Origin of the sequence: Acinetobacter sp. YH12144, from assembly GCF_013418345.1 — a bacterium.
GTDB classification, from domain to species: domain Bacteria; phylum Pseudomonadota; class Gammaproteobacteria; order Pseudomonadales; family Moraxellaceae; genus Acinetobacter; species Acinetobacter amyesii.
In genome coordinates, this window is record NZ_VPCD01000010.1 from 54,857 (window position 1) to 79,744 (window position 24,888).

At 39.2% G+C, this 24,888-nt stretch carries 23 protein-coding genes and 1 pseudogene; 13 read left to right on the forward strand and 11 right to left on the reverse strand.

The features are described 5' to 3' along the window. The first annotated feature begins 435 nt into the window (after positions 1-435). The 3 genes from FTU79_RS08330 to FTU79_RS08340 all read left to right on the forward strand — a co-directional run bounded on the left by FTU79_RS08330 (position 436) and on the right by FTU79_RS08340 (position 3,889). Positions 436-1,443 carry an SDR family NAD(P)-dependent oxidoreductase gene (locus FTU79_RS08330; RefSeq protein WP_180003741.1) on the forward strand — a complete coding sequence of 336 codons (1,008 nt, stop codon included), beginning with the start codon at positions 436-438 and terminating at the stop codon, positions 1,441-1,443. Positions 1,444-1,641: 198 nt separating this feature from the next. Then, positions 1,642-3,036: a class II fumarate hydratase gene (gene fumC, locus FTU79_RS08335; RefSeq protein WP_180003739.1), complete on the forward strand. Its 1,395-nt coding sequence runs from the start codon at positions 1,642-1,644 to the stop codon at positions 3,034-3,036. Between the two features lie 361 nt (positions 3,037-3,397). Further along, a complete protein-coding gene (locus tag FTU79_RS08340) occupies positions 3,398-3,889 on the forward strand; it encodes a hypothetical protein (protein ID WP_078193829.1) in 492 nt (163 codons plus the stop codon). A gap of 127 nt (positions 3,890-4,016) precedes the next feature. Here the strand turns inward: FTU79_RS08340 and FTU79_RS16730 are convergent. Beyond that, positions 4,017-4,803, reverse strand: a pseudogene (locus FTU79_RS16730) (IS3 family transposase); the annotation flags it as partial. Between the two features lie 385 nt (positions 4,804-5,188). On the opposite strand from FTU79_RS16730, the gene FTU79_RS08345 reads away from it, so the two are divergent. Together FTU79_RS08345 and FTU79_RS08350 are read left to right on the forward strand one after the other, a co-directional pair. After that, positions 5,189-5,401 carry a DUF4177 domain-containing protein gene (locus FTU79_RS08345; RefSeq protein WP_168378641.1) on the forward strand — a complete coding sequence of 71 codons (213 nt, stop codon included), beginning with the start codon at positions 5,189-5,191 and terminating at the stop codon, positions 5,399-5,401. Beyond that, entirely contained in the window at positions 5,398-5,610 is a 213-nt protein-coding gene (locus FTU79_RS08350) for a hypothetical protein (RefSeq protein WP_168378640.1), read from the forward strand. Before FTU79_RS08345 ends, FTU79_RS08350 begins: the two co-directional genes overlap by 4 nt. Positions 5,611-5,695: 85 nt before the next feature. On the opposite strand, the gene FTU79_RS08355 is transcribed toward FTU79_RS08350, so the two are convergent. Beyond that, positions 5,696-6,181, reverse strand: coding sequence for an Lrp/AsnC family transcriptional regulator (locus FTU79_RS08355; protein WP_078188537.1), 486 nt, complete (start codon positions 6,179-6,181; stop codon positions 5,696-5,698). Between the two features lie 216 nt (positions 6,182-6,397). Next, positions 6,398-7,258: an alpha/beta fold hydrolase gene (locus FTU79_RS08360; protein WP_180007848.1), complete on the reverse strand. Its 861-nt coding sequence runs from the start codon at positions 7,256-7,258 to the stop codon at positions 6,398-6,400. A 173-nt stretch (positions 7,259-7,431) separates the two neighbouring features. On the opposite strand from FTU79_RS08360, the gene FTU79_RS08365 reads away from it, so the two are divergent. Next, complete coding sequence (locus FTU79_RS08365; RefSeq protein WP_180007847.1) at positions 7,432-7,893, forward strand: hypothetical protein; 462 nt, start codon at positions 7,432-7,434, stop codon at positions 7,891-7,893. A gap of 273 nt (positions 7,894-8,166) precedes the next feature. On the opposite strand, the gene FTU79_RS08370 is transcribed toward FTU79_RS08365, so the two are convergent. After that, positions 8,167-8,403, reverse strand: a complete 237-nt coding sequence (locus tag FTU79_RS08370; protein ID WP_078188534.1) for a hypothetical protein — start codon at positions 8,401-8,403, stop codon at positions 8,167-8,169. 559 nt (positions 8,404-8,962) lie between these two features. Next, positions 8,963-10,255, reverse strand: coding sequence for a branched-chain amino acid transport system II carrier protein (gene brnQ / locus FTU79_RS08375; protein ID WP_180007846.1), 1,293 nt, complete (start codon positions 10,253-10,255; stop codon positions 8,963-8,965). 349 nt (positions 10,256-10,604) lie between these two features. On the opposite strand from brnQ, the gene map reads away from it, so the two are divergent. Beyond that, on the forward strand, positions 10,605-11,399 hold the full coding sequence (gene map, locus FTU79_RS08380) for a type I methionyl aminopeptidase (protein ID WP_168378636.1): 795 nt from the start codon (positions 10,605-10,607) through the stop codon (positions 11,397-11,399). Between the two features lie 319 nt (positions 11,400-11,718). Here map and FTU79_RS08385 read toward each other — a convergent pair whose 3' ends face one another. Beyond that, complete coding sequence (locus tag FTU79_RS08385; protein ID WP_180007845.1) at positions 11,719-12,633, reverse strand: LysR substrate-binding domain-containing protein; 915 nt, start codon at positions 12,631-12,633, stop codon at positions 11,719-11,721. Positions 12,634-12,912: 279 nt separating this feature from the next. Here FTU79_RS08385 and FTU79_RS08390 point away from each other — a divergent pair, with 279 nt between their 5' ends. Continuing rightward, complete coding sequence (locus FTU79_RS08390) at positions 12,913-13,824, forward strand: LysR family transcriptional regulator (RefSeq protein WP_078188530.1); 912 nt, start codon at positions 12,913-12,915, stop codon at positions 13,822-13,824. A gap of 134 nt (positions 13,825-13,958) precedes the next feature. On the opposite strand, the gene FTU79_RS08395 is transcribed toward FTU79_RS08390, so the two are convergent. After that, positions 13,959-14,867, reverse strand: coding sequence for an alpha/beta fold hydrolase (locus FTU79_RS08395; RefSeq protein ID WP_180049620.1), 909 nt, complete (start codon positions 14,865-14,867; stop codon positions 13,959-13,961). A 25-nt stretch (positions 14,868-14,892) separates the two neighbouring features. Continuing rightward, positions 14,893-15,432 carry a PadR family transcriptional regulator gene (locus FTU79_RS08400; RefSeq protein ID WP_180049622.1) on the reverse strand — a complete coding sequence of 180 codons (540 nt, stop codon included), beginning with the start codon at positions 15,430-15,432 and terminating at the stop codon, positions 14,893-14,895. A gap of 181 nt (positions 15,433-15,613) precedes the next feature. Here FTU79_RS08400 and FTU79_RS08405 point away from each other — a divergent pair, with 181 nt between their 5' ends. The 3 genes from FTU79_RS08405 (at position 15,614) to FTU79_RS08415 (ending at position 19,465) form a co-directional block, all read left to right on the forward strand. Then, positions 15,614-17,638, forward strand: a complete 2,025-nt coding sequence (locus FTU79_RS08405; RefSeq protein WP_180049625.1) for an NADPH-dependent 2,4-dienoyl-CoA reductase — start codon at positions 15,614-15,616, stop codon at positions 17,636-17,638. A 122-nt stretch (positions 17,639-17,760) separates the two neighbouring features. Further along, complete coding sequence (locus tag FTU79_RS08410; RefSeq protein WP_180026266.1) at positions 17,761-18,165, forward strand: nuclear transport factor 2 family protein; 405 nt, start codon at positions 17,761-17,763, stop codon at positions 18,163-18,165. Positions 18,166-18,373: 208 nt separating this feature from the next. Beyond that, a complete protein-coding gene (locus tag FTU79_RS08415) occupies positions 18,374-19,465 on the forward strand; it encodes a YheT family hydrolase (RefSeq protein WP_180049626.1) in 1,092 nt (363 codons plus the stop codon). A gap of 37 nt (positions 19,466-19,502) precedes the next feature. Here FTU79_RS08415 and FTU79_RS08420 read toward each other — a convergent pair whose 3' ends face one another. Further along, a complete protein-coding gene (locus FTU79_RS08420; protein WP_180049628.1) occupies positions 19,503-20,678 on the reverse strand; it encodes an MFS transporter in 1,176 nt (391 codons plus the stop codon). 1 nt (position 20,679) lies between these two features. After that, positions 20,680-21,486: a 2,5-didehydrogluconate reductase DkgB gene (dkgB, locus tag FTU79_RS08425; RefSeq protein WP_218945433.1), complete on the reverse strand. Its 807-nt coding sequence runs from the start codon at positions 21,484-21,486 to the stop codon at positions 20,680-20,682. 109 nt (positions 21,487-21,595) lie between these two features. Here dkgB and FTU79_RS08430 point away from each other — a divergent pair, with 109 nt between their 5' ends. Next, positions 21,596-22,480, forward strand: a complete 885-nt coding sequence (locus FTU79_RS08430; protein ID WP_180049670.1) for a LysR family transcriptional regulator — start codon at positions 21,596-21,598, stop codon at positions 22,478-22,480. A gap of 112 nt (positions 22,481-22,592) precedes the next feature. Here the strand turns inward: FTU79_RS08430 and FTU79_RS08435 are convergent, their stop codons facing one another. Further along, positions 22,593-23,006 carry an internalin gene (locus FTU79_RS08435; RefSeq protein WP_180005101.1) on the reverse strand — a complete coding sequence of 138 codons (414 nt, stop codon included), beginning with the start codon at positions 23,004-23,006 and terminating at the stop codon, positions 22,593-22,595. A 229-nt stretch (positions 23,007-23,235) separates the two neighbouring features. Between FTU79_RS08435 and FTU79_RS08440 the strand changes: the two genes are divergently transcribed. Further along, positions 23,236-24,876, forward strand: coding sequence for a CTP synthase (locus tag FTU79_RS08440; RefSeq protein ID WP_180049630.1), 1,641 nt, complete (start codon positions 23,236-23,238; stop codon positions 24,874-24,876). The last annotated feature ends 12 nt before the right edge of the window (positions 24,877-24,888 follow it).

The window sequence follows — 24,888 nt, forward strand, 5'->3', positions numbered from 1 at the left end:
TGATGATTCATCTGGCGTTCACATCCAGATTCTATACCTCAAAAAATAGTCAGACTGCTCAATTCCATTTGCTCATTCGAGCAGGTGTTTTCTAGTTCGACTGTCCTACATCAAATATTTAGTAGTGCGAATTTTTTTTAAATATCTTCTTCTAAAAGCGTTCACTCAAATACCACGTAATCTTGAGATTTCTTCAAAATTGATTGGCTAGCGAGGTCATTTTTCGTAAATCAAATACAGTTAATATTCATAACTGCAACACAGTCAAAATTCCAAAGCAGTAAGATAAAACTAGAATGCTCTTGCAGATTGTTCGGCTCATGGAAAATGCTGAGGCGAGGTTTAATAATTTTGATCTGTAGAAAAGTTGGTGACTACTTCAAGATGATGCCAAAGAGTTGTAAAAGCTTGATAACTATAAGGAGTATCTAAACAATGATTTTAGTGACTGGTGGTTTAGGCTTTATAGGCTCACATATAGCCTTGAGTTTAATGGCTCAAGGTCAAGAAGTCATTATTGTGGATAATTTATCCAATGCAAATTTACAAACACTTGAACGACTAGAATTTATTTCAGGCATGTATGTGCCTTTTGTCAAACTCGATATTCGCAATACTCCCGCACTCAATAAAGTATTTGAACAATATACCGTCGATGCTGTCATTCATACGGCAGGCTTTAAGTCATTGGAAGAATCCGTCCTTAAACCACTTGAATATTATAATGATAATGTCAGTTGTATCATGAGTTTGCTGCGTGCCATGCAGCGAACAGGTGTACGAACACTGATCCATTTATCAAGTTTAGCGGTATATGGTCAGTCGTCGGCAGAATTAACAGAAGACACAGAAATTAATTTTACCTATCCAAATCCCTATGTGAAATCTCAACAAATGGTGGAAGAAATTATACGGGATACTGCACGTACGGATAATGAGTGGAAAATTGCGATTTTGCGTTTAGGAAACGTCGCAGGTGCTTTCGAGCATGCAGTTTTAGGTGAGTTTGTAGCGCCATTGCCAAAAAATATCGTGCCACTAGCGATGCAAGTTGGGGCTTTACAACGAGATTTTATCGAACTTCGCAAACAAGCTAAAACTGGAGATGGTACTGTGGAACGGAGTTTCTTGCATGTACTCGACTGTTGTAAGGCGGTGTGGCAATGTTTGCAATGGTTGTCGCAGCAGCAATTCGCCTGTGAGGCTTTTAATATTTCAGGTGAGTTGGTTTCGATACAGCAACTATTAGATACGCTTTCAGAAGTAACTAAGGCCGAGATTAAGACTGTCGAATCTACTTTTTATCCAAGCCATGAATATGACCAGCTTGGGGCAAGTACACAGAAAGCGAAAAGTACTTTTGATTGGCAGCCTGAACAAGATTTAAAGAAAATGCTAGAAGATGAATGGCGTTTCTATCAACAAACATTAAGAGGTAATTAACTCGTCTTGTATTGGGTGAATTTAATCATCGTGCATGATTTTCTTTATAAAATCACGATAAAGATTATCAAATAAACCACTTATAATTGATAATGGTTATTATTTACAAGTCTAAACAAGTTACCTAAACTGTATTTATCAGCAGAATTTGATTCTGCACAGACGTTCAATTTTATAGATAAGGATATGAGGTCATTTATGCAAACACGTATTGAACATGACACAATGGGCGATGTTGAAGTACCTAGCGATGCGATGTGGGGTGCACAAACACAGCGTAGTTTGCAAAACTTTAAAATTGGTGGTGAACGTTTACCACGTCCAATGATTCGTGCAATGGGTCTCGTTAAAAAATCAGCAGCGATTACTAACGCAGCATTGGGTCAAATCCCTCAGGAACTTTCTGGTTATATCGTCAATGCAGCCGAAGAAGTGATCTCAGGGCAGTGGGATGCACAATTTCCACTGGTAGTTTGGCAAACTGGTTCAGGTACGCAAAGTAACATGAACTGTAATGAGGTAATTGCCAATATTGCCAATCAAAAACTGGGTAATCCGTTGGGCTCACAAAAACCTGTCCATCCCAATGATCATGTCAATCGTGCTCAATCGACCAACGATTCATTCCCAACCGCAATTCATGTGGCTGCAAGTCTACAAATCAATGAGCTTTTAATTCCTGCAGTAACAAAACTGCGTAATACCTTAGAAGCTAAATCTAACGATTTTAAAGATATTGTTAAAATTGGCCGTACACATTTACAGGACGCAACGCCTTTAACATTAGGCCAAGAGTTTAGCGGCTATGTTTCACAGCTCGATCATGGTTTGAAGCGTTTAAATCAAGCTTTAGAAGGACTGTATGAATTACCACTAGGTGGTACAGCGGTCGGTACAGGTCTGAATGCACATCCTGAATATGCTGTAAAAGCAGCAGCAGAACTTGCGAAACAAACGGGTCTGCCATTTGTCACTGCGCCAAATAAATTTGAAGCACTAGCAGGGCGTGATGCAGCTGTATTCGCGTCGGGTGCTTTAAAAACACTTGCTGCAAGTTTAAATAAAATCGCCAATGATGTGCGCTGGTTAGCCAGTGGCCCACGCTGTGGTTTTGGTGAGCTACGTATTCCAGAAAATGAACCAGGCTCAAGCATCATGCCAGGTAAGGTCAATCCAACTCAAAGTGAAGCCATGACAATGGTGGTTGCTCAAGTACTTGGAAATGACACAACCATTAATGTTGCCGGTGCATCGGGTAACTTTGAATTAAACGTGTTTATGCCTGTTATTGCCTTTAACTTATTGCAATCTATTCAACTCCTCGGTGATGCATGTAATAGCTTTAATGACCACTGTGCAGTAGGCATTGAGCCAAACCGTGAAAAAATCGATCATTTCTTACATGATTCATTAATGTTAGTTACGGCACTCAATCCTGTAATTGGTTATGAAAATGCTGCAAAAGTTGCTAAAACTGCATATAAAGAAGGTAAAACTCTAAAGCAAGTTGCGGTAGAACTCGGTTTAGTCACTGCAGAGCAATTTGATGAAGTGGTTCGTCCTGAGCAAATGGTTTTACCCAATACCAAATAAATTGGTTTGAGATCATTCATCTAGAGTGTTTGAAAATAAAAAGAGGGGCTGATTCATATTCAGCCTCTCTTTTTATTGGATATATGATTGAATTATTTTTCAACTAGTTATTGCCTAACACAGATTCTTTGGATTCATATTCATCTTGAAATGTATGTATAGAAACCAGACGATTTATTAAAAATAGGGGAACGAACAAAATGAAGAAAGGCCTGATGATGAAGCGAGTAATTCATTGGATTGGGCTTTGAATTCATTGGCACACTTGTTAAAATGCCTTTCTTTTTCTGTTTTCGTTGCTATTTGACATTTGTTTGAATAAATATTTGCAAGACAGTGTTTTATTTAAGGATTTCCCCCAATGCTCACCATCTATTTGACAGATGTCCAAAAGAACGTTCAATTTAAAGACTATCCGGGCGAGCATCCTGTTAAATTTGTTTTGAATTTTAAAAAGATTTTCCCAAGTGTTATGGAGCTTTTGCTACCAGTTTTGCCTGAGAATGAAAATCTAGAAGAAATGAGCTGGGAATCAACAACGACAGATTTTGAAAAATTTAAATTACTACTCAGTGGGTGGGGCGTAATTGAGCTACGTTTGAATGCTATTGCCCAATATAAAGACCGTGCTTATGCAGATAACTTGGTAAAAAAAGCACAGCAAAAACGTAAAGAATATAAAAAAGCACAGTCAAAATTACAAACCGTTGAACTTGATTATTTATTCATGCACGAAGTTCATGGTTTGATTGATGCAGAGTTGGTCGAGCTAGGTGAAAAATTCTATCTACCGACTTTACGTGAGCTTTGGAAAAACCAAGTGTCAGCGAATGTATTAGAAGCAAAATTCTAAACTGCACACAGTTTTAGTCGAAAAATCCTCCGCTTAGGAGGATTTTTTATATGCACAGCAGAACTTCAGATTTACTGCGGCAAGTGACTGTTTCATAGTGACCCATCAAGCAAGTGAAGCATTGATCCTAAACAATATCGTGAACGGTCATCCCTTCTAAATACTTAAAATATTTCTGCTTAAAGGCTTTTAGACTTAACCAGTCATTTGTAGAAGGTCGTCTAATTCGATGGTAGTAAACTTTGAGAATAATACAGCATCGGTTTCTTTTCTAGTAGTAAACACTACCGTGAATCACATGGTCTTTTAATGTGGGAGACAAGCTTCGCTTACTGCATTATCCCATGAGCAGCATACTGTGTAAGGTCGCGACGGTTGTATACTAGAATACCGTTATTCATCAATAAATAGCCCCTACAATCATGATTACAGTACTTCGAGTCTGTGAAGTATTGCTTTGCAAGGAAATGTACCATGCACCTGTTTGGATAACCTTGATGAGCTACTGCTTAATTAAATGCATTACACGCATATTAATTGATGGTCTGATTTTACTTGACCATTACAATGGCTAGTTTGCCAACAGACAGTACAACGACTAAATAAACTTAGCATCCACATAAATACAACCCATCTTGCTTGGTACTGATATAAGTAATATCCGTTGTATGCTTATATTTGCGTGCAACTTTATTCAGTAAACTTAGCTTTTTAAATATTCTTAGATTCTACAGACAGAACATTCATTCATACGATAATCAAGATCATGTATGTCATGGACATGATTGTGCGCCTAAATGAGTATGATGCTGCCAATGGATAGCTTTCAAATCATCATACATAAATAAATCTAACATTTTTCATGCATAGAAGCGTGAAGTGCTGACACCTAGATATTTGCAGGCAGAAGAGACTGCAGTGATTATTTTTAACTGATCGGTGATAGATTTAAGTAAGTATATCGTTGCTTTGAATACTTTCTTAGCTTTACGAGTATAGGGCTATGCTGGCAGCATGTCGAAAGACACAGCAAACTATTAGCGAAAGAGTCTCTCAAAGATGCTAAAACTTGAAAATCATAAATGCGGACATTAAAAAGCCCCATGGTTAGGGGCTAGTCGTATCACTCGCGTGATACTCATATAAGGCTCATCTCATACTGCATGTATTAAAACATAAAATCGAAAAAATTGCTGAGCAAATTAGGCGGGTAAAACTAGGTTATTTTAGAAAAAAGCGATCGCTATACTTTGCCCTGAACATTTGTTCATTTCACTATAACCATAAAGAACTATATTGATGAAAGAATATAAAGTTGTTATCTATCAAGAAGGCATGCTGGGATCTTTACTGCTTGGCTCTTCAAAAGTTGATCCTGTTAAATTCACCAATTTTTTAAATCAAAATGCGCAGCAAGGTTGGGCGGTGATTACGATGGAAAAAGATATCCGCCGTATGCTACTTTTTTGGAAGCGTGAAGCTTATGTAGTTGTTTTGGAGAGAGAAATATGAAATATGGTGTCTTTAGCGCACTTATTATTTCAGTTTTATGGGGGTTATTAGCCATCGCTCAGTTGTGGTTTGAGTTGCTCAGTGTCGAAGTATTTACCAAAATAACCGTCACTGTGGCGATTCTAGAAGCCATCATTATTATCGCAACATTGGTCATACGTGAGTATTTGACAGATAAAAAATTGAAAAAAGATGGCTTTATAGATTAGACCGCATAAATAGGGCGATTGAGTGCTGAACTCAATTGCCCTTAAATTTTAAAGTCATCTTATAGATTAAATCTATATTGGCTCATTACTCAATCATCATAAGGTCAGCACTGCTGGCAGATTTTAATTGTCGTAGCGCAAAAATAGAGCGTGTATGGCGTATACCTTTCATAGAATATAAGTTTTTACGCAAAAAACGCTCATAGTGTTCAGCATTTTTAACCGCAACTTTCACTAAATAATCGTAATCGCCAGTGACTAAATGTGCCTCTACCACTTCTGGCATATTGGCTAAAGTTTCACTAAATTGATCTAAAATTTCATCATCGTGACGTTCTAATGTGATTTCAATAAAGAATAATTCATTGATCCCAATCGATTTTGGATTGATGTTGGCTGTATAACCATCGATAATTTTTAAATTTTCTAGACGTTTTAAGCGTGTCCAACATGGCGAAGAGGAGAGACCAACACGTTCAGAAAGCTGGGCTATGGTGAGTCGTCCATCTTCTCTTAATGCGGATAATATTAAACGATCAATTCTGTCGAGGTTGTGTCGTGCTTCACTCATGCCAAAATAGAATATAATTGAGAAAAAATAGTTATATCATTTTTTGCAATGGTCGGCTGAAGAAAATTAGCACACTCGGACTTGCAATGCAGATTTTAAAGATAGAAAAATAAATTATGTAAGGTGTTAGGCAGGGTGATTGAAGCTAAAAATAGAAAATCTTGTGCAGATTATAAAAAGACCACTCAGCCGGATTACTGACTGAGTGGCAAAAACTTAAGCGTGTAACTGTTGTTCAATGATCGGCCATAGGTTTTGATGTGACGATTTAAACATCAACATATGTCCGATGGCTTTATGACCTGTTTCTTTCGGTTTTAACTCAATCATTTGAGTCGAAGCATTCGGGTATAAGCGCAGCAAGTCTTTGACATTGGCTTCCGTGGCGATTTCGTCATCAGAGCTCCATACGGCAGTGATCGGACAGCTCACCTGTTGATGAAAATCATGCTGAACAGTTTTGCCTAAGGCGTTGATGACATAACCGGGTTTGCTACAAAATTCAGCCCATTCACGAGCAACATCTTTTGGCAAATTTTCACCCATGCCAATCGCATTAGTCGGGCCATAGCCAATGGTATAGCGTGCAATCGGGAAGATCACATTAAACATCACTGGAGCTAAAAGCTTGGTGCGACCTTTAAGATCTTTGACATGACCTGTAGAGCCAGAAACAGCAACCACTTTGGCAACTTTGTCATAATTTGGCACGATACCTAATAATTGTCCGCCTGCGCTATGACCGAGTAATATGACTTTAGGTGCCTGCGTTTTACTGATCAAAGCGTCGATTGCCGCAGGGATATCTAGCTGCCCCCATTGCACAATACTTGCTGTCGATTGTTTTAAAGGGCTGTGTAGCGACTCACCAATACCACGAAAATCGAAAACTAAAACGTCATAGCCTTGTTGGCTCAACCATGTTGCATAGCTATTATAAAATTGCTTGGTAATGCCTGTGGCTGGACAAATCAACACAGGTAAAGCCTGTTTGAGCTCTGTCTGGTGCGGATAAAAGCGCGCACTCAGTGAATAGCCGTCTTGGCAATGAATCGTGAGTTTTTCAGATGATGACATGATTCAAACTTCATGGGTGTGTTCCGATGTCACTAATTTACACAAGTTCCAAAAAGAAACCTGAAAAGAGTATGACTCTAAAGTCATGTCATAACAGGTTTGAAGCAAGTACTATTGCAGAAGAAATACAGATAAAAATAATGCGTATAATTGAACAATGGATGTAAATTAAAATGGACATGCTTCAACTTTCGAGTGCAGTAAAAATTGCGATAGTTTTTAGTGGGATTTATTTATGGGTAGGTATGCTCACAGGTGTGTGGAAATATGCACAAATAAGGCAGTCTGAACTGGCACGTGCGCATTATTATGTAGATATCGCACATCGGAGCAGTTTGTTATACGCCCCAGCGACGCTTATTTTAGCGGTATTGGCCTATTTTTCAGCACTTCCACATACACTCAATTTACTCTTTGTAATCATCAATTTGTTCTTTTTTAGCTTTTCGATTTTAAGCTATGTGCTGCATGGCTTTTTAGCTGATACCACCAATCAATTTAAAGTACCGCACGTCTTAGGCAAATGGCATTTACCTAAATGGATGATGAGTATGGCAATGCTTGGATTGGTGATTGGCGAGTTAATTGCAACACTCGGATTGCTCTTCGGAGTCATCGTTAAATTTTGGTTTTAAGCAAAGTAGTATCAAATAAAAATCGTATCAATTAGATTGGAGGCTAATCAGGAGATAAAAGCTTTTAAAGTGCAGACGATTGTTAGGTCGAAGAATTTATATAAACAAAATTTTAAGTTCTGCAGAATTGAAAATTTATGAGAAAAGGCTGATGATTTTCTGGTTATTTTAGGGATTATTTGTATTGTTATTTAAAAAGGATTAAATGATCGAGAAGGTGGGGGTGGCATCTTTCTTTTTTCAAGATGGATGATGCCTCATCCATCTTCTAACTTAAAATTCTGTTGATTTTTGCTTTCGATATTTGTGGTCAATGACTGCCCATAAATAAAAGGCTACAGAGACAATAAGCGCATAAGCAAAATATTCAGGTCTTAAATTTCCTTGTATTAAGCCTTGAATAAGTAGTGTCAGCATGAGAGCAATAGTGGTGCTTGTATAGGTCACCATGTTCTTATTTGCCTTCAGAGCGTTAATGAAGAATTGCTTTTTGAAATGTACTGATAACATCTCCACCCCTCCTTGTTGTTGTTTAGCCAAAACCCATGATTTTGGTCAGGTTTGAACTACTGTTGTACTTCGAAACTAGAAGTATTTCAATAGCAAATGTCATTATTTTGTCATAAAACTATGTTAGATCATCGTATAAGAATAATCATTTTATTCATATACTAAATATTATGAATCTAAAGGTGTTGACTGGTGAGTAAAATGGTCGATGCATAATATCTATGTATGAATAAGCAATATATATACCAACACGGGTATATCGGCTTTATGACACGAAACCGCCTAGCTTACAGTCTGAATCGGGCTTAATCATGGAGTTTGTGTACGGTGTATTTTGCAGAAAGTATTTGTATTTTAACTATTATTATATTTTGTAGCCAAAGGGCTGGATTTTTTTCTCATCATGAAAATAAAACTTTATTAAAAAAGTTCAATGACTTAGGATTTTTGCGCTGTAGTAGGACAAATAAAAGTCAGTTTGGGTAAAACTCGACAATTATTGGTCACAGGTAAAATCGTCATTCGGGTAAAACTCCGATTTTAGACAGGTCAAAAAAGGTTATTTTTTAACTTTGTCAATTACAGCAGCAATAATCAGCACAATCACAGAAGGGATCAGCCATGCTAAATTTTGTTGAGCAAGCGGTAGATTGGCAATAAAGCTTGGAAGCGCATCTTCGAAACCAGCTACTTTTAAACCATCAAAAATACCGAAAATAAACGCACAAGCGGTAACAGGAGCAATAACTCGTGATGGTGAAATAAACCATTTAGAGCAGAAGCTAAGTAGGATAACTGCAATCGCAGGTGGATAAATTGCACTTAAAACAGGCACTGAAACTGCAATGAGTTTGGTTAAACCTAAGTTTGAAATCAGCAGTGAGAAACCAACTAAAATGAACACAAAAACTTTGTATGGAATTTTAGTCAATTCTGAGAAATATTCAGCACATGCGCAGGTCAAGCCAATCGCGGTAACCATACATGCAACAAAGATCATTGCAGATAGGAAATAAGCGCCCATATCACCAAATGCATGTTGTACATATGCATGCAGGATCACTGCACCATTTGTTGCATTTGGAGCAATATCATGGCTGCCCATACCGAGTTTGAACAAGCTGATATAAACCAGTGTAAGTCCAATACCTGAAATAATACTGGCAATGACAGCATACTTGGTGACGAGCTTACTATCCGTTACACCACGTGAAGTAATGGCTTTTACGATCACGATACCAAAAACTAAAGCACCTAAAGTATCCATGGTTAAATAACCATTGACCACACCTTCAGAAACTGGTGCAGCCACGTAGTTACCAATTGCAGGCGGAATTACACCAGCAGGGATAAAGAACGCAGAGATACCCAGTACAATGAGACCTAAGATCTTGAGCGGTGAAAGGAAATAACCCACAGTATCCAAAATTTTGTTTGGATAAAGTGAAACAATGGTCACTAATGCAAAATAAATCACGCTATAAATTAGCAGACTGTTTGCGCCGTTACCAAAATAAGAAGAGAAACCAATTTCATATGAAACGGTAGCTGTACGAGGTGTTGCAAATAAAGGTCCAACAGCTAAGTAACACGCGACAGTAAGGATAATGCTGGCTGCTTTACCCAAAGGTGAACTTAAAACTTGAATAGAACCCTCAACACGCGACAAAGCAATAATCGTGATGACAGGTAGACCAACTGCGGTGATTAAGAAACCAAATGCAGCTAACCAAACATGTTCACCCGCTTGCTGTGCGACAATTGGTGGGAAAATAATGTTACCTGCACCAATAAACAGTGCAAAGGTCATAAAACCTAAGGCAACAATATCCCGTGTACGAAGACTTGTCATAAAGGGGAGATGAACTGTGAAAAAAGGCAATTTTAGTGCAATTAAGCTCGTTTTTGGAGCAAAATTTATAAATCGTATAGATAGTTTTTATAATACGAATCATGAATATATTGACAGATAAAATAATGTTTTATTTATATTTATGATAAATAAAAGAAATTTATTGTATATAAATTTTTTATAGAAATATGTTTAGCGATTAAGATTTATCAGATATAAATCAATTGTTCTAATTTTCAGCACTAAATAGGATGCTATAAGCCGAATAAATGCAGAAATATTGGCTGAATAAAACAAAAAAAATCTAAAAGGTCTATAATTCGGTGTATTCAAATTTGAGGATATTCAGATGAAAGCTTCCAAAATCACGATTAAAACCGAGCAAGATATTGAAAAATTACGCATTTCAGGTCGTTTAGCTGCTCAGGTTTTAGAGATGATCGGGGAGTATGTCAAGCCGGGCGTGACCACTGAATATCTAGACGATATCTGTAATGATTTTATCGTCAACACACTTAAAGTGATTCCTGCCAACGTTGGCTACTATGGCTATACCAAAACCACCTGTATTTCACCGAATGAAGTGGTTTGTCATGGTATTCCTTCGAAAGAAACTGTATTGAAAGATGGTGACATTATCAATATTGATGTTGCCATCATTAAAGATGGTTATTTTGGTGATACCAGTCGTATGTACTATGTGGGTGAGGTTTCGCCTGCGGCTAAAAAGTTAGTGGAAACTACCTACGAAGCCATGGTTGCAGGGATTCATGCAGTTAAACCGGGAGCAACTTTGGGGGATGTAGGCTATGCCATTCAACAAGTTGCTCATCGTGAAGGCTACAGCATAGTACGTGAATACTGTGGTCACGGAATTGGTAAGGTTTATCATGAGCAACCGAGCGTTTTACACTATGGTCAACCGGGTCAAGGTGTGATTCTGAAAAAAGGCATGGTCTTTACCATTGAACCGATGATTAACAGCGGTAAAGCGCGAACTAAAGAGTTAAAAGATGGCTGGACAGTGATTACTGCAGACCGCTCTTTATCTGCACAGTGGGAACATATGGTGGTTGTAACCGATAGTGGTTTTGAGTTGCTATCTCCATGGCCAGAAGGTACAGGTACATATCCTGCAATCTAAGCTAAATCGCGAATTTAATCCTGAATCTGCTGTATCTAAATGATTGAAGTTAAATTAAATTATACATGTGTATAATTTTTGACTTTAGTCTAATAATTTGTAGTGTGTATGAACGTTATAGGTTTTAAGACTAAGAGGTTTTGTCTATAGCTTAATTTATAAGGCTTTGCTTATAACTCTGAAAATCAGTTAGAGCTATTAACGATTTAATAAAGATGTATTTTATTTATATAATATGATTACAGATTCTGCTGTAGTTTCTGATTTTCTTAGTTTTTAAGTTTTCGCTTACCCATCACATGGGTAAGCTTTTTTTTGCCTAAAATTTAGCGTGTTCATGTTGGCTGAGTTTTTCAACTAAGTAATCAATGAATACTCGTACAGCAGGTAATAAGCCACGACGAGATGGATAAACAGCATGGAATATACCATGTGCAGCTTTCCATTCAGGTAACACACGAACCAAAGCACCTGATTTCACATGGTCGGACACAATACTGTCGGGCAATAACACCACGCCACAATCTTGGCAGGCTAGCGCAGCTAACATAGACAGGTCAGAGCCCATCACCGTTGGATTCACTTTAATTTTTTTCTGATGCTGCTGTGCATCGGTCACAATAATATGTTGATCGAGATGCTCATCCGCCATACTTAATATTTGATGTTGTGATAAGTCTTCGGGCTGTTTGAGTTCACCAAATTTATTCAGATAGGCCTGACTGGCAAATAAGTGCTGCTCAATCGTTTCAAATTTACGAATGACTAAATTGGGGTCGTCGTCTAGATTTGAACGTACACGCAGCGCAAGGTCGAAGCCTTCATTAATGATATCTACGCGGCGATTGGTCACCATCATTTGCACTTTAATTTCTGGGTACTGCTTTAAAAATTCAGGCAAAATTTTGGTCATTTCATTTTGCGCGATGGAAACAGGTAAGCTGACTTTAATTAAGCCGCGCGGCTGTGTGCTGAGATGATCAACCAAATCATGTGCGGCTTGAGCGGCATTCATCATAACTTGTGCATGGCGGTAGATATTCATACCAATATCTGTAACAGCAAAATGTCGTGAACTACGTTGAATCAGGCGGACACCTAAACGTTCTTCTAAGTTATAGACCCGACGACTCAGTTTTGATTTTGGAATATCTGTTGCACGTTCTGCTGCACTAAAACCACCATGTTCGACCACTTGGGCAAAACAATAAAAATCATCTAGATCACTCAGCACTGTTCTTATTCCATATTTGCAACGATTTTGCTAATTAACTTGAATTGTTTCATGAAGTCAATCACGTTTTGTAGTTTTTCATGTGAGAAGATTGAGTAAAATTGCCAAGACTAAAGTCGGGTTAACCTTGTAATCGTTTCACATTAGCATGACCAAACAATAAATGTGGTGTATACATCTTTTAAATAACCGAATTTGAAGGATGTGATTTGAGTGTCGTCCTGATATATTCAAATAAAAGACCATTATGAAAGAAATTCGACATTAAAGGACAATGTCATGGAATTAAGACATTTACGTTACTTTGTCGCCGTTGTAGAAGAACAGAGTTTTACGAAGGCTGCTGAAAAGCTATTTATTGCTCAACCTCCTTTAAGTCGTCAAATTCAAAATTTAGAAGAAGAGTTGGGTGCACAGCTTTTTGAGCGTGGCAGCCGTCCTTTGAGAACCACCACCATTGGCCGTTTCTTTTATCAGCAAGCCGTGAAATTACTTTCAAATGCAGAAGAAATTAAGCTCATTACGCAGCGGGCCAGTGCTACAGAACGTACGATTAATATTGGCTATGGCGGTTCCTTACTCTGTGGTTTGTTACCTCGAATTGTGTATTTGTTCCGCCAGCAATACCCACACTTAAATGTAAATTTAATTGAACTGAGTGCGGTCGATCAGATTCAGGCATTAAAAGAAGGTCGGGTTGATGCATGTTTTAGCCGAGTTCGTGTGTCGGATCAGGCGGTTAAACGTGTGCTATTGCGTGAAGAGCCGCTAATTGTTGCGGTGCATTCAAGCCATCCTTTATCTTCACAGCAGCAGATTGCATTAAATAATCTCAAAGATGAGCAGATTTTTATCTATCCAGCAACGGATGGTCAAAGTTATGCAACGCTGATCAAGTCGTTGTTTTTAGAATACGGTATGGAGCCGAAACGCTTTAACACTCAAGCAGATTTGCAGCAATCACTAGGCATGGTTGCCGCAGGCGAAGGTATTTGTATTGTTCCTGAATCTGTACAAATTATGCAGTTTAGGCATGTGAATTATGTGAAATTATCGGATAGTGCAGCCATTAGCCAAATTTATTTGATCGTGCGGAATGATGATGAAGGGGAATTGGCACGTCCTTTATTTGACTGCGTTTACCAAGTGTATGATTTGGAAGCAATTGAATACGATCGTCGAGTTTTCTAACACTTGTTAGAGCATTAAAAATAATTTGATTTTGAAATTAATTTTTAAGTTACTTATTAAGTAACACCATCCTGTATATAAAAAAACAGGCTCAATCTTGAAAAGTAATGAGCCTGTTTTTTTATTCAGTCTTATTAGATCGCTTGTTTTAAAAACTTGGTGATTTCACGGCTAAATTTGACCGGTTCACTGAGCAATGGCGTGTGTCCCGATTTTTTAAAAATGATTTGCTCTGCATTGGCTAGGCTATCAGCAATAATTTTTTGACCTTGAGCAGGATAGAGGATCGATTTTGCCCCTGTGAAAAAAGTCGTCGGAGCGGTGAGTGCTGCAATGGCTTCACGATAATCTTCAGTATGGTTCAAATAATTTTGAATATACCAATATAAATAGGCCACACTTTGTGAAGGTAACATCAGCTTCTGTAAAGTTGGTTGTTGGTATGCGAAACGGAAAGCGGATAATGCATAAGGATTGCTATTTTGTAAGTCTATGAACCTTAACCAAGCGTCGACCAGACCTTGACGGTCATGTTTATTCATCTGCTGTGCAAATGGCACGGAGAGGTTAGTTGCAAGTACCTTCGAGATGTCTTCTAAAATACTTAAAAACTCAGTGTGGCGTTTGCCATATAAACCATATTGCCAATCTTCATCTACTCGTATTTTAGGGGTTTGATCGATGTGCAAATAACGTTTAATTTTTTCAGCAAACTGACCGTATTTTAAACCGTGCATGGTGGTCGTTGCCCCCATGGAGTAGGCAATGACCGTGATTTTATCGTAACCAAGTTGGGAAACTAAGCTGTCAATATCTCGCCAATGGCTTGAAATGGTATCCATATTTGGAATTTGACAATGTTTAGAGCCGCCAAATCCACGCCAGTCTGGAATGATAAATTTAAAGTGTTTTCGGTGTTGATATAGAAAAGGGTGCCATTGCCAACTTTGCATGCCCAGCCCTGATAAAACCAGAATGGGTTCACCTTGACCATATTCGCGAACATACAGTTGTTGCTGATCGGGCATTGTATAGTGCGGCATGCGGCTTCCTATTTATTTTTTTGTTTTAGCGATTAAATTTATGCAACTGTGGAATGATGGTTTCAAGCCATTTGATCCAACCGATTTCCAAATCTATCCCAAGCTGTAAAATCATTTTATGAATGTACAAAGTACGGTCTTCATCATGCGCATGTGCAAAGTCTTTTGCAAAAATAGACTGGTACACTTTTAGTTTTTCTTTGTGAATGTCTAGATGGCGCTCTAATTCGGGTAATACGCCATTTGTACCCAGCTGAGCTTCTGCACGTAAACGAACCATCAACTCTTCACGTAATTGAGCCGGAGGGCTTTGCTCAACCATCCAATTGGCTAATTCAACACGTCCAAGCTGTTCAACTTGGTAGGTTTTTTTACGGGTTGTACTGTGCTCATCTTCAATGGTGCTGATCCAGCCTTTTTGCAGCATGCCATTGAGTTCACGGTAGATTTGCTGATGTGTTGCATTCCAAAAAAAGCCCATAGAGCGGTCAAAACGGCGTGCAAGGTCAATTCCTGTACTCGGTTTTTCAAGTAAGCTCGTGAGTAAAACATGGGCTAAAGACATATATGGCTCAGTCAAAATAGTTTTGTACTTTTTATTATGCAACATGTTGCATAAAAATCAAATCTCGCATATAAATTAGTGCAACAAGTTGCAAAAATCTTGTATGCGTAGATGGAAATAGAAAGCTCGTATACAAGCGAAGATAAAAATAGCCAGCTTTTCAGCACGCTAAGGAGAAAAAATGTCAAATTATCCAAATTTATTGGCACCACTAGATTTAGGTTTTACAACGCTAAAGAACCGTGTATTGATGGGTTCTATGCATATCGGTCTAGAAGAAGCACCGGGTGGCTATGAACGCATGGCAGCTTTTTATGCAGAGCGTGCGAAAGGCGGTGTAGGTTTGATTGTAACCGGTGGTATTTCTCCCAATGATGATGGTGTGACATTTGCTGGTGGTTCAAAATTAGACTCTTTAGAAGAAGCAGAAAAGCATAAAGTAATTACGCAGGCGGTACATGATGCTGGCGGTAAAATTGCGATGCAGATTTTGCATACAGGTCGTTATTCGTATCAGGCCAATAATGTTGCACCTTCATCTATTCAAGCACCAATTAACCCAGTAAAACCACAAGCTTTAAGCACAGCAGACGTCGAACGCACGATCAATGACTTTGCTAGATGTGCTCAGTTAGCACAGACAGCGGGTTATGACGGTGTAGAAGTCATGGGGTCAGAAGGTTATTTAATTAATGAGTTTATTGCTGCACGTACCAACCACCGTGATGACGAATGGGGCGGCAGTTATGAAAACCGTATTCGTTTTCCAATTGAGATCGTGCGTCGTACGCGTGAATTAATTGGTGAAAATTTTATTATTATTTATCGTCTTTCTATGTTGGATTTGGTTGAGGGTGGGTCGACTTTTGAAGAAGTTGTGCAACTTGCAAAAGCCATTGAAAAAGCCGGTGCAACTATTATCAATACCGGTATTGGCTGGCACGAAGCACGTATTCCGACCATTGCAACCAAAGTGCCACGTGCTGCATTTACATGGGTGACCAAGAAATTAAAAGGTCTTGTGAATGTTCCTTTAATCACCTCAAACCGTATCAATACTCCTGAAATGGCTGAGCACGTACTTGCTTCGGGTGATGCAGATATGGTGTCCATGGCACGTCCAATGTTAGCTGACCCATGTTTTGTGGAAAAAGCAGAACAAGGGCGTAGTGATGAAATTAATACCTGTATTGGTTGTAACCAAGCCTGCCTAGATCATATTTTCTCAATGAAAATTGCAACATGTTTGGTTAACCCTCAAGCCTGCTATGAAACTGAACTGATATTTAAAGAATCTGCACAGGTGAAAAATATCGCTGTGATTGGTGCGGGACCTGCGGGTTTAAGCTTTGCAACTTATGCAGCAGAACGTGGTCACAATGTAACGGTTTTTGAAGCTTCAAGCCAAATTGGTGGGCAGTTTAATATTGCGAAAACGATTCCTGGTAAAGAAGAGTTTTATGAAACGCTGCGTTATTTCAGACGTAAAATAGAACTATTACCTCAGATTAAATTGGTACTGAACCATACGGCAACTTATGAAGAGTTAGCACAGTCTGATTTTGATGACATCGTGGTGGCGACGGGTGTTACACCGCGTCAGTTAGATATAGATGGTATTGATCATCCAAAAGTATTGAGCTATTTACAGGTTTTACGTGAACGTCACCCTGTGGGCAAACGTGTAGCAATCATTGGTGCGGGTGGTATTGGTTTTGATACGGCTGAATATTTAACGCATGAAGGTGAAAGCGGTAGCCTCAATCCTGAGAAATTTTATGATGAATGGGGAATTGATACCACTTATGCGCAAGTCGGTGGCTTGAAACATCCAGACGTCGAAGAATCGCCGCGTCAAGTGTATTTATTGCAGCGTAAGGCTAAATCGGTCGGTGCTGGCTTAGGTAAAACCACGGGTTGGATTCACCGTACAGGTTTGAAACACCGCGATGTGAAAATGATTGCGGGTGCAAGCTACGACAAAATTGATGATCAAGGTTTGCATATTACCGTTGATGGTCAATCACGTATTTTAGATGTTGATCATGTGGTGATTTGTGCAGGTCAGGAATCCTATACCGCGATGTATGAACAGCTACAAGCAGATGGGAAAAATGTGCATTTGATTGGTGGTGCGAAAGAAGCAGGTGAGTTAGATGCTAAACGTGCCATTCGTCAAGGTGCAGATTTGGCTGCGGTGATTTAATCAGCCTCATACTAAACCACGACAACTTCATTCAATTTAATATGCAGTTGTCGTGCTTCCTCTCCATTTGGGAGAGGAGTTTGAGGAAAGGGAAATGATTCATCAAAAAAAAGGACATAAACATGACTATTGAAACAACAAAAAAATCTGTTGCACGTTGGCACGAAATGCTTAACACACGGGATATGAATATTTTAAATGAACTCTTGGCAGAAGATGTGGTGTTTCGTTCACCTGTCGCGTTTAACCCATATCCAGGTAAGCCTGTAGTAACTTTTATTTTGACCAATGTGATTCAAATTTTTGAAAATTTTACCTATCACCGTGAGTTCTATACAGAAGATGGCTTGAACGTAGTTCTTGAGTTTTCTGCCAATGTTGGCGAGAAAAAGTTAAAAGGGATCGACATGATTCAGTTTAATGAACAAGGTCAGATGATTGATTTTGAAGTCATGCTTCGTCCAAAAAGTGGCTTGGAAGCATTGGCGGCGAAAATGGGTGAGCGCATTATGCAATATCAGCCTTAAATCTGCTGATTTTAAATGCTCATCACAGAATGATAAAAAGCATGATGGATATTGTCATGCTTTTTGCTTTTGAGGCTTAAGCAAACAAATATTGCTAGCGAGATATGGTTTTGTAGATACGTTTTTTTTAATGGGCATTGTTAGTCAAAGTGAAAAGATTGGAATAATTTGCTGTGGTGCGAAGCGAGGTGAAGTGAAGGTAAGGTCAATGAATAATGTGATGCATAAAGGGCGTCAGGCTCTTTTAAATTTTGTAGATCATGCTATCGGTGCAGAATTACCACAGCTTTATTATCATCCTGAAGGGCAAATGAAACATGTGCTGCCGAAGTTAAAGCAACTACATGAAAAATATCGCCCTACGCCTTGGCTGTCGAATACCCACGCACATTTACTATATTTTGATGTCATTAAAAAGCGTCAAGTGAAGCTCAAATACGACGCCATAGAGCAGCTAACCATGGCTGATGGTGGAATCACAGCCATTGCATGGTTAGGTTTAGATTTACCTGCGGCTGTGCCAACTGTGGTGCTCATGCATACGATTACGGGAACGCCTGAAAGTATGCGAGAAGTGGTTCGGGATCTTCATCTATATACAGGTTGGCGCATTGCACTGTGTTTAAGACGTGGTCATGCCAATTTACCTATGCCTGTTGCCAAAATAAACTTATTTGGTTCAACCGATGACCTGCGTGAACAGATTGCCTTTATTCAGCAGAAATTTCCCGAATCGAATTTATTTGGCGTCGGTTCATCTGCAGGAACGGGGTTATTGGTCCGCTATTTAGGCGAACAAGGTGAGGAAACACCACTTAAAGCGGCTTTTGCTTTATGTCCGGGCTATGACACCGAGCTTGGCTTTAAAAATGTACATCCTTTTTACAGTAAAATGATGACCAAGAAGCTCTTTCAGAAATTTGTAGAACCCTATTCTGCAACATGGTCAACGACTCCATCTATAATTGAAGTCCTAAAAAGTAAAGATCTGGCGCAGTTTGAACGTACATATTTTCAAATGGCGGGTTTTACTGATTATGAAAGTTATGCCAAATCCACCAACCCAATTTATGTATTTGAAAATCTTAAAATTCCTTTGATGATTTTAAATGCCGAAGACGATCCTATTTGCCACATTCAAAACTTTGAACCCTATAAAGAATTAATCCGTTCTTTGCCGAATGTAGTGGTGGTGACCACTAAAAAAGGCAGTCACTGTGGTTATTATGAAGGTCTAGTGGAAACCCATTCATGGGCAACCAAATTGATGGCAGATTTTTTAAAGTTATATGCGAATTAAAAAATAGCCTATTTTTAATAGGCTATTTTTTGTGAAATTACTCAGCTTGTGCGCAACATGCAGTTGTTTGAGGTTTAAGCTTCATCTGTATCAATACTAAAATCAACGCTATAGCGCTCAGTGTAGCGCCTGCATAAGACACTGCAGCATAGCTTAGGTTGAGATTTAGCACTGCGGCACCTGTGACTGCACCCAATGCATTTCCAAGATTAAATGCACCAATATTCACAGAAGAAGCAAGGCCAGGGGCATCGTGAGCGACTGTCATAACACGCATTTGTAAAGGTGGTACAACGGCAAAGGCTGCTGCTCCCCAGATGATTAATGCAATCGCCGCGCCAATGGTGGATGTTGCTAAAATTGGAAATAACAGCATCATCAGCATGAGTAAGACTAAAAAGCCAATCAAGGTTTTATCTAAGGATTGATCTGCAAACTTACCACCGAAATGGTTACCAATTGAAAATCCGATCCCGATTAAAACCAACATGAAAGTGATAAGTTCAGGGCTTGCATGGGTAAAGACTTTTAAGCTCGGTGCGATATAGGTATAGAGCGCGAACATAGCTCCAGCACTCATTACCGTGGTGAGCAGTGCTAAAACAACAGGCATGCGTGTTAATACTTTTAACTCTGCTCGTACATCAGGTTTTTCGGTCTGTTGCCGATGGGGCAGTGCTTTCCATAATGCCAACATGGTGATGATGCCAAGTAAGGTGATGGCCGCAAAAGACATACGCCAACCGATATTTTGACCCACCCACGTTGCGAGGGGCACACCGCCAATATTGGCAATGGTCAAGCCCATAAACATCATAGCAACAGCACTGGCTTGTTTATCTTTCGGAACAACACTCGCTGCAACCATAGAACCTAAGCCAAAAAATGCACCATGATTTAAGCTAGTCACCAAACGTGCCGCCATTAAACTAAGATAATTGGGTGCAATCGTTGCCAAAATATTACCGATGGTAAAGATTGCCATCAGTAAAATAAGGGCAGTACGTTTAGGAAAACGTGCTAACCATAAGGTCATTAATGGGGCACCAATCATGACGCCAACGGCATAGGCACTAATCAGTAAGCCCGCTTGAGGAATAGACACCGATAAATCTGCTGCGATTTCAGGCAAAAAACCCATCGGTGAAAATTCTGTTGTGCCAATTGCAAAAGCACCAACAGCTAATGCAATTAATGGAAAATTGAATTTCATATTAAATATCCCACACTGGAGCAAGTTCAGGTGGGTTCACTTCACGCGCATTTCTGTCCAGTGTGGCAATGGCCTGCATCTGTTCTGGTGTTAAATGAATGTCTTGAGCTTTTAAATTACTGATTAAATGTTCACGTTGGGTTGATGATGGAATCACGGCATAACCTTTTTGCAGTGCCCATGCGAGTGCAATTTGGGCCGAAGTGACTTGGTGTTCGGCCGCAATATTTAACAGTGTTGGATCTTGCAAAACTTTGCCATAAGCCAAGGTCATATAGGATGTGACATCTATAGTGTTCGCTTGTAGGTAATTGACCAAGTTTTGATTTTGCAAATATGGACTCAGTTCAATTTGATTGGTTGCAATATTTTCCAGCCCGATGTGATCAATGGCTTGTTGAGTGAGCTCAATATTAAAATTAGATACACCAATATATTCAGTCAATCCTTGTTTTTTTGCCTCAAGTAAATGTCCCATTAATTCAGGAATATCGACTCCAAGTGCAGGTGCTGGCCAATGAATAAGTGTAAGGTTAACTGCATCAGTCCTCAATTTAATTAAACTGTCTTTTAGACTGGGTATTAGTTTGTCGGCAGCATAATTTTCAGTCCAAATTTTCGTGGTTAAGAAAATATCAGCTCGATTGACCTGACTTTCATGGATTGCATGGCCTACTTCTGCTTCATTAGCGTAAATTTGTGCGGTGTCTACAGCACGATATCCAAGCTCTAAGGCTGTTTTAACTGAGTGAATGACAGTATCACCTGTCAAACGGAAGGTACCGATACCAAATTGAGGAACAATCATCAGGAATTCTCTTTTTTGAATTGATGCTATTGTGCTGCTAATTTTAATGAAGAAAAATGCATGAGTTTGGAATATATTATTGATTAAAAATCACGAATTAGAATATGCAATGAAATCGACCATTGAGGAGCTGCAGGCTTTTACTGTTATTGTAGATAGCGGCTCTATTATCAAAGCAGCAGAAAGACTGGATCAAACAGCATCTGGTGTCAGCCGTGCATTACAGCGTCTGGAATCTAAATTAAATGTAACCCTGTTGGAACGAACAACCCGCAAAATTAAGCTGACGCAAGAGGGGCAATTATTTTTAGCTAAAACACGGCGGATATTGAATGATTTGAGTGAAGCGGAAGATTCTCTGCTGAAATTAGATGCAGATACTTCGGGGTTGGTGCGGGTCGATTCTGCGATTTCGTTTATTCTGCATATGATCGTTCCCTTGATACCAGAATTTAATGTACGTTATCCGCATATACAGATTGAATTGGTGAATCATGATCAAGTGATTGACTTATTAGAGCATAAAGCAGATGTCGCAATTCGCTTTGGAAAATTAAGCGACTCCAGTTTGCATGCAAAACTCATCTATAAGAGTCGATTGTGTTTGGTGGCGAGTCCTGAATATCTTCAGCAGCATGGACGACCGCAAAATGCTGATGAGCTAACAGCACATGCTTTACTTGGATTTAGTCAAATTACCCATATGAATACTTGGCCGTTCCAAGTCGCAGGGAAGCCCCTGACGATCCGACCCAACATCAAGGCATCAAATGGTGAAACACTACGGGAGCTTGCGATTCATGGGATGGGCATCGCTTGTCTTTCGATTTTTATGTTAGAAAAAGATATTGCAGAAGGGCGATTGGTACAATTTTTAGACGATCAAATTGAACCGCATGAACAGCTTATTCATGCTGTCTATTATCAACAAGAGCATTTACCGAAACGTGTTCGTTTATTTATTGAATATTTAGCTGAAAAATTACAAGAATAGTTGTGAGAAAAAACAGTGCATCGTCGGGTACAGATTTTTATTTACATAGAAACAATAAAAAACCCGACTTTTGCCGGGTTTTTTTGATCATTTGTTTGATAAAACTTCGATCTTAGTTCTCTAAGGCTGGTGTTGCAGCAGCAATGGCAGCGGCCACGGCGTCATCTTCAGACTGTGCAGAACCAGAGTTTTGTTTAGGTTGAGCAGCTTGCGCAGGTTTTTCTGCTGCTTTAGGTGCTTCTGCTTTTGGAGCAGGAGCTTCTGCAGGAGGAGTAGGTTCACGACGAATTTCAGTTGTTGTATTCGGTGTTTCTTCACGAATCACTTCAACTTGCTGCTGAGTCGGTTCTTCAACAACTGGTTGTTCTTCAACTGGTTCTAATTGTGTAGGTACAGATACTGTTGGTTCAGATGCTGCAACTTCAACCTGTTCCTGTTCTTCTTCTTTTGGTGCTTCTTTTTTTACACATGCTGTAAGAAGTAGACCTGTTGCGATTGCACCGCAGATTAAAAGTTTCTTATTCATAATTACACAAAACAAAAAAGTGTGGATTGGATAACTGCATTATAACAGCAAATAAGAATATAGAAATGATAAGAACTTACTCTAAATTTTTATGATAATTGCTGTTACAATAGCCAATTGTTAATTGTTCTATGAATTGATGCGGAATGACTTTGCTTTCTTGGTACAGAGTAAAGTAAAATCGCACAACATTGTAGGCCAATTTAGGCTCCATTGTACGAGAAACTTAATGACCCATTTTATTTTCGTTACTGGTGGTGTTGTATCATCACTAGGTAAAGGTATTTCAGCTGCATCAGTGGCTGCGCTTTTAGAAGCCCGTGGTTTAAAAGTAACCATGGTAAAAATGGATCCATACATTAATGTCGATCCAGGGACTATGAGTCCATTCCAACACGGTGAAGTTTTTGTCACAGAGGATGGTGCTGAAACTGACTTAGACTTGGGTTATTACGAACGTTTCTTGCGTCGTGCGAAAATGACCAAACTGAACAACTTTACTTCAGGACGAGTGTACCAAGATGTCTTGAATAAAGAACGTCGTGGTGATTACCTCGGTGGTACAGTTCAAGTTATTCCACATATTACTGACAATATTAAAGAACGTGTTCTTCGCGCAGGTGAAGGCTATGACGTTGCGATCGTTGAGATCGGCGGTACAGTAGGTGACATTGAATCTCTCCCATTCATGGAATCTGTACGTCAACTTATGGTCGAACTAGGTCATAAGCGCACAATGTTAATGCACTTAACTTTACTCCCATATATTAAGTCAGCTGCTGAATTAAAAACTAAACCAACTCAACACTCTGTAAAAGAGCTTTTGTCGATTGGTATTCAACCAGACATCCTGATCTGCCGTACAGAGCATGATGTTGATGCTGACACTACACGTAAAATTGCGTTATTTACGAACGTTGAAGCGCGTGCAGTTGTGGTATGTAAAGATGCGCGTTCAATTTACCAAATTCCACGTACTTTCTATGAACAAAACGTTGATGATTTAATCTGCGAACGTTTTGGTTATGACGATCTTCCAGAAGCTGATCTTACAGACTGGGATAACGTTGTAGATGCATTACTGAACCCTGAATATACAGTTCGTGTAGCGATGGTTGGTAAATACGTTGAACTTCCAGATGCATACAAATCTGTAAACGAAGCACTTTTACATGCGGGTATTCAAAACCGTGTGAAAGTTCAAATCGACTACGTAAATGCAGAAGAACTTGAAAGCCAAGATGTAAACGACGTATTAAAAGACGCGGATGCAATCTTAGTCCCGGGTGGCTTCGGTGAACGTGGTACAGAAGGCAAAATGAAAGCGATTCGTTTTGCACGTGAAAACGGTGTGCCATTCCTTGGCATCTGTTTAGGTATGCAGTTGGCTGTGATCGAATATGCGCGCAACGTTGCGGGTATTAGCGATGCAACTTCAACTGAATTTAACCGTTCTACAAAATCACCATTGATTGGTCTAATCACTGAATGGTTAGATGAGCGTGGCGAAGTTCAACAACGTAATGCAGATTCTGACTTAGGCGGCACAATGCGTCTGGGTGCTCAAAAATCTGAATTGGTTGCAGGTACAAAAACTGCACAAGTTTACGGTTCTGAAGAGATCGTTGAACGTCATCGTCACCGTTATGAAATGAACAACCGTTATATCCCAATGCTTGAAGAAAAAGGCATGAAGATTTCAGGTTATTCTCCAGTGCAACGTCTTGTTGAAACTGTTGAAATTCCTGAACATCCTTGGTTTATTGCTGTACAATTCCATCCGGAATTTACAAGTTCACCACGTGATGGACACCCATTATTCGCAGGCTTTATTGATGCTGCTAAAAAGCAGTACCAAAAAGCGAAATAATGTGTTTTTGAC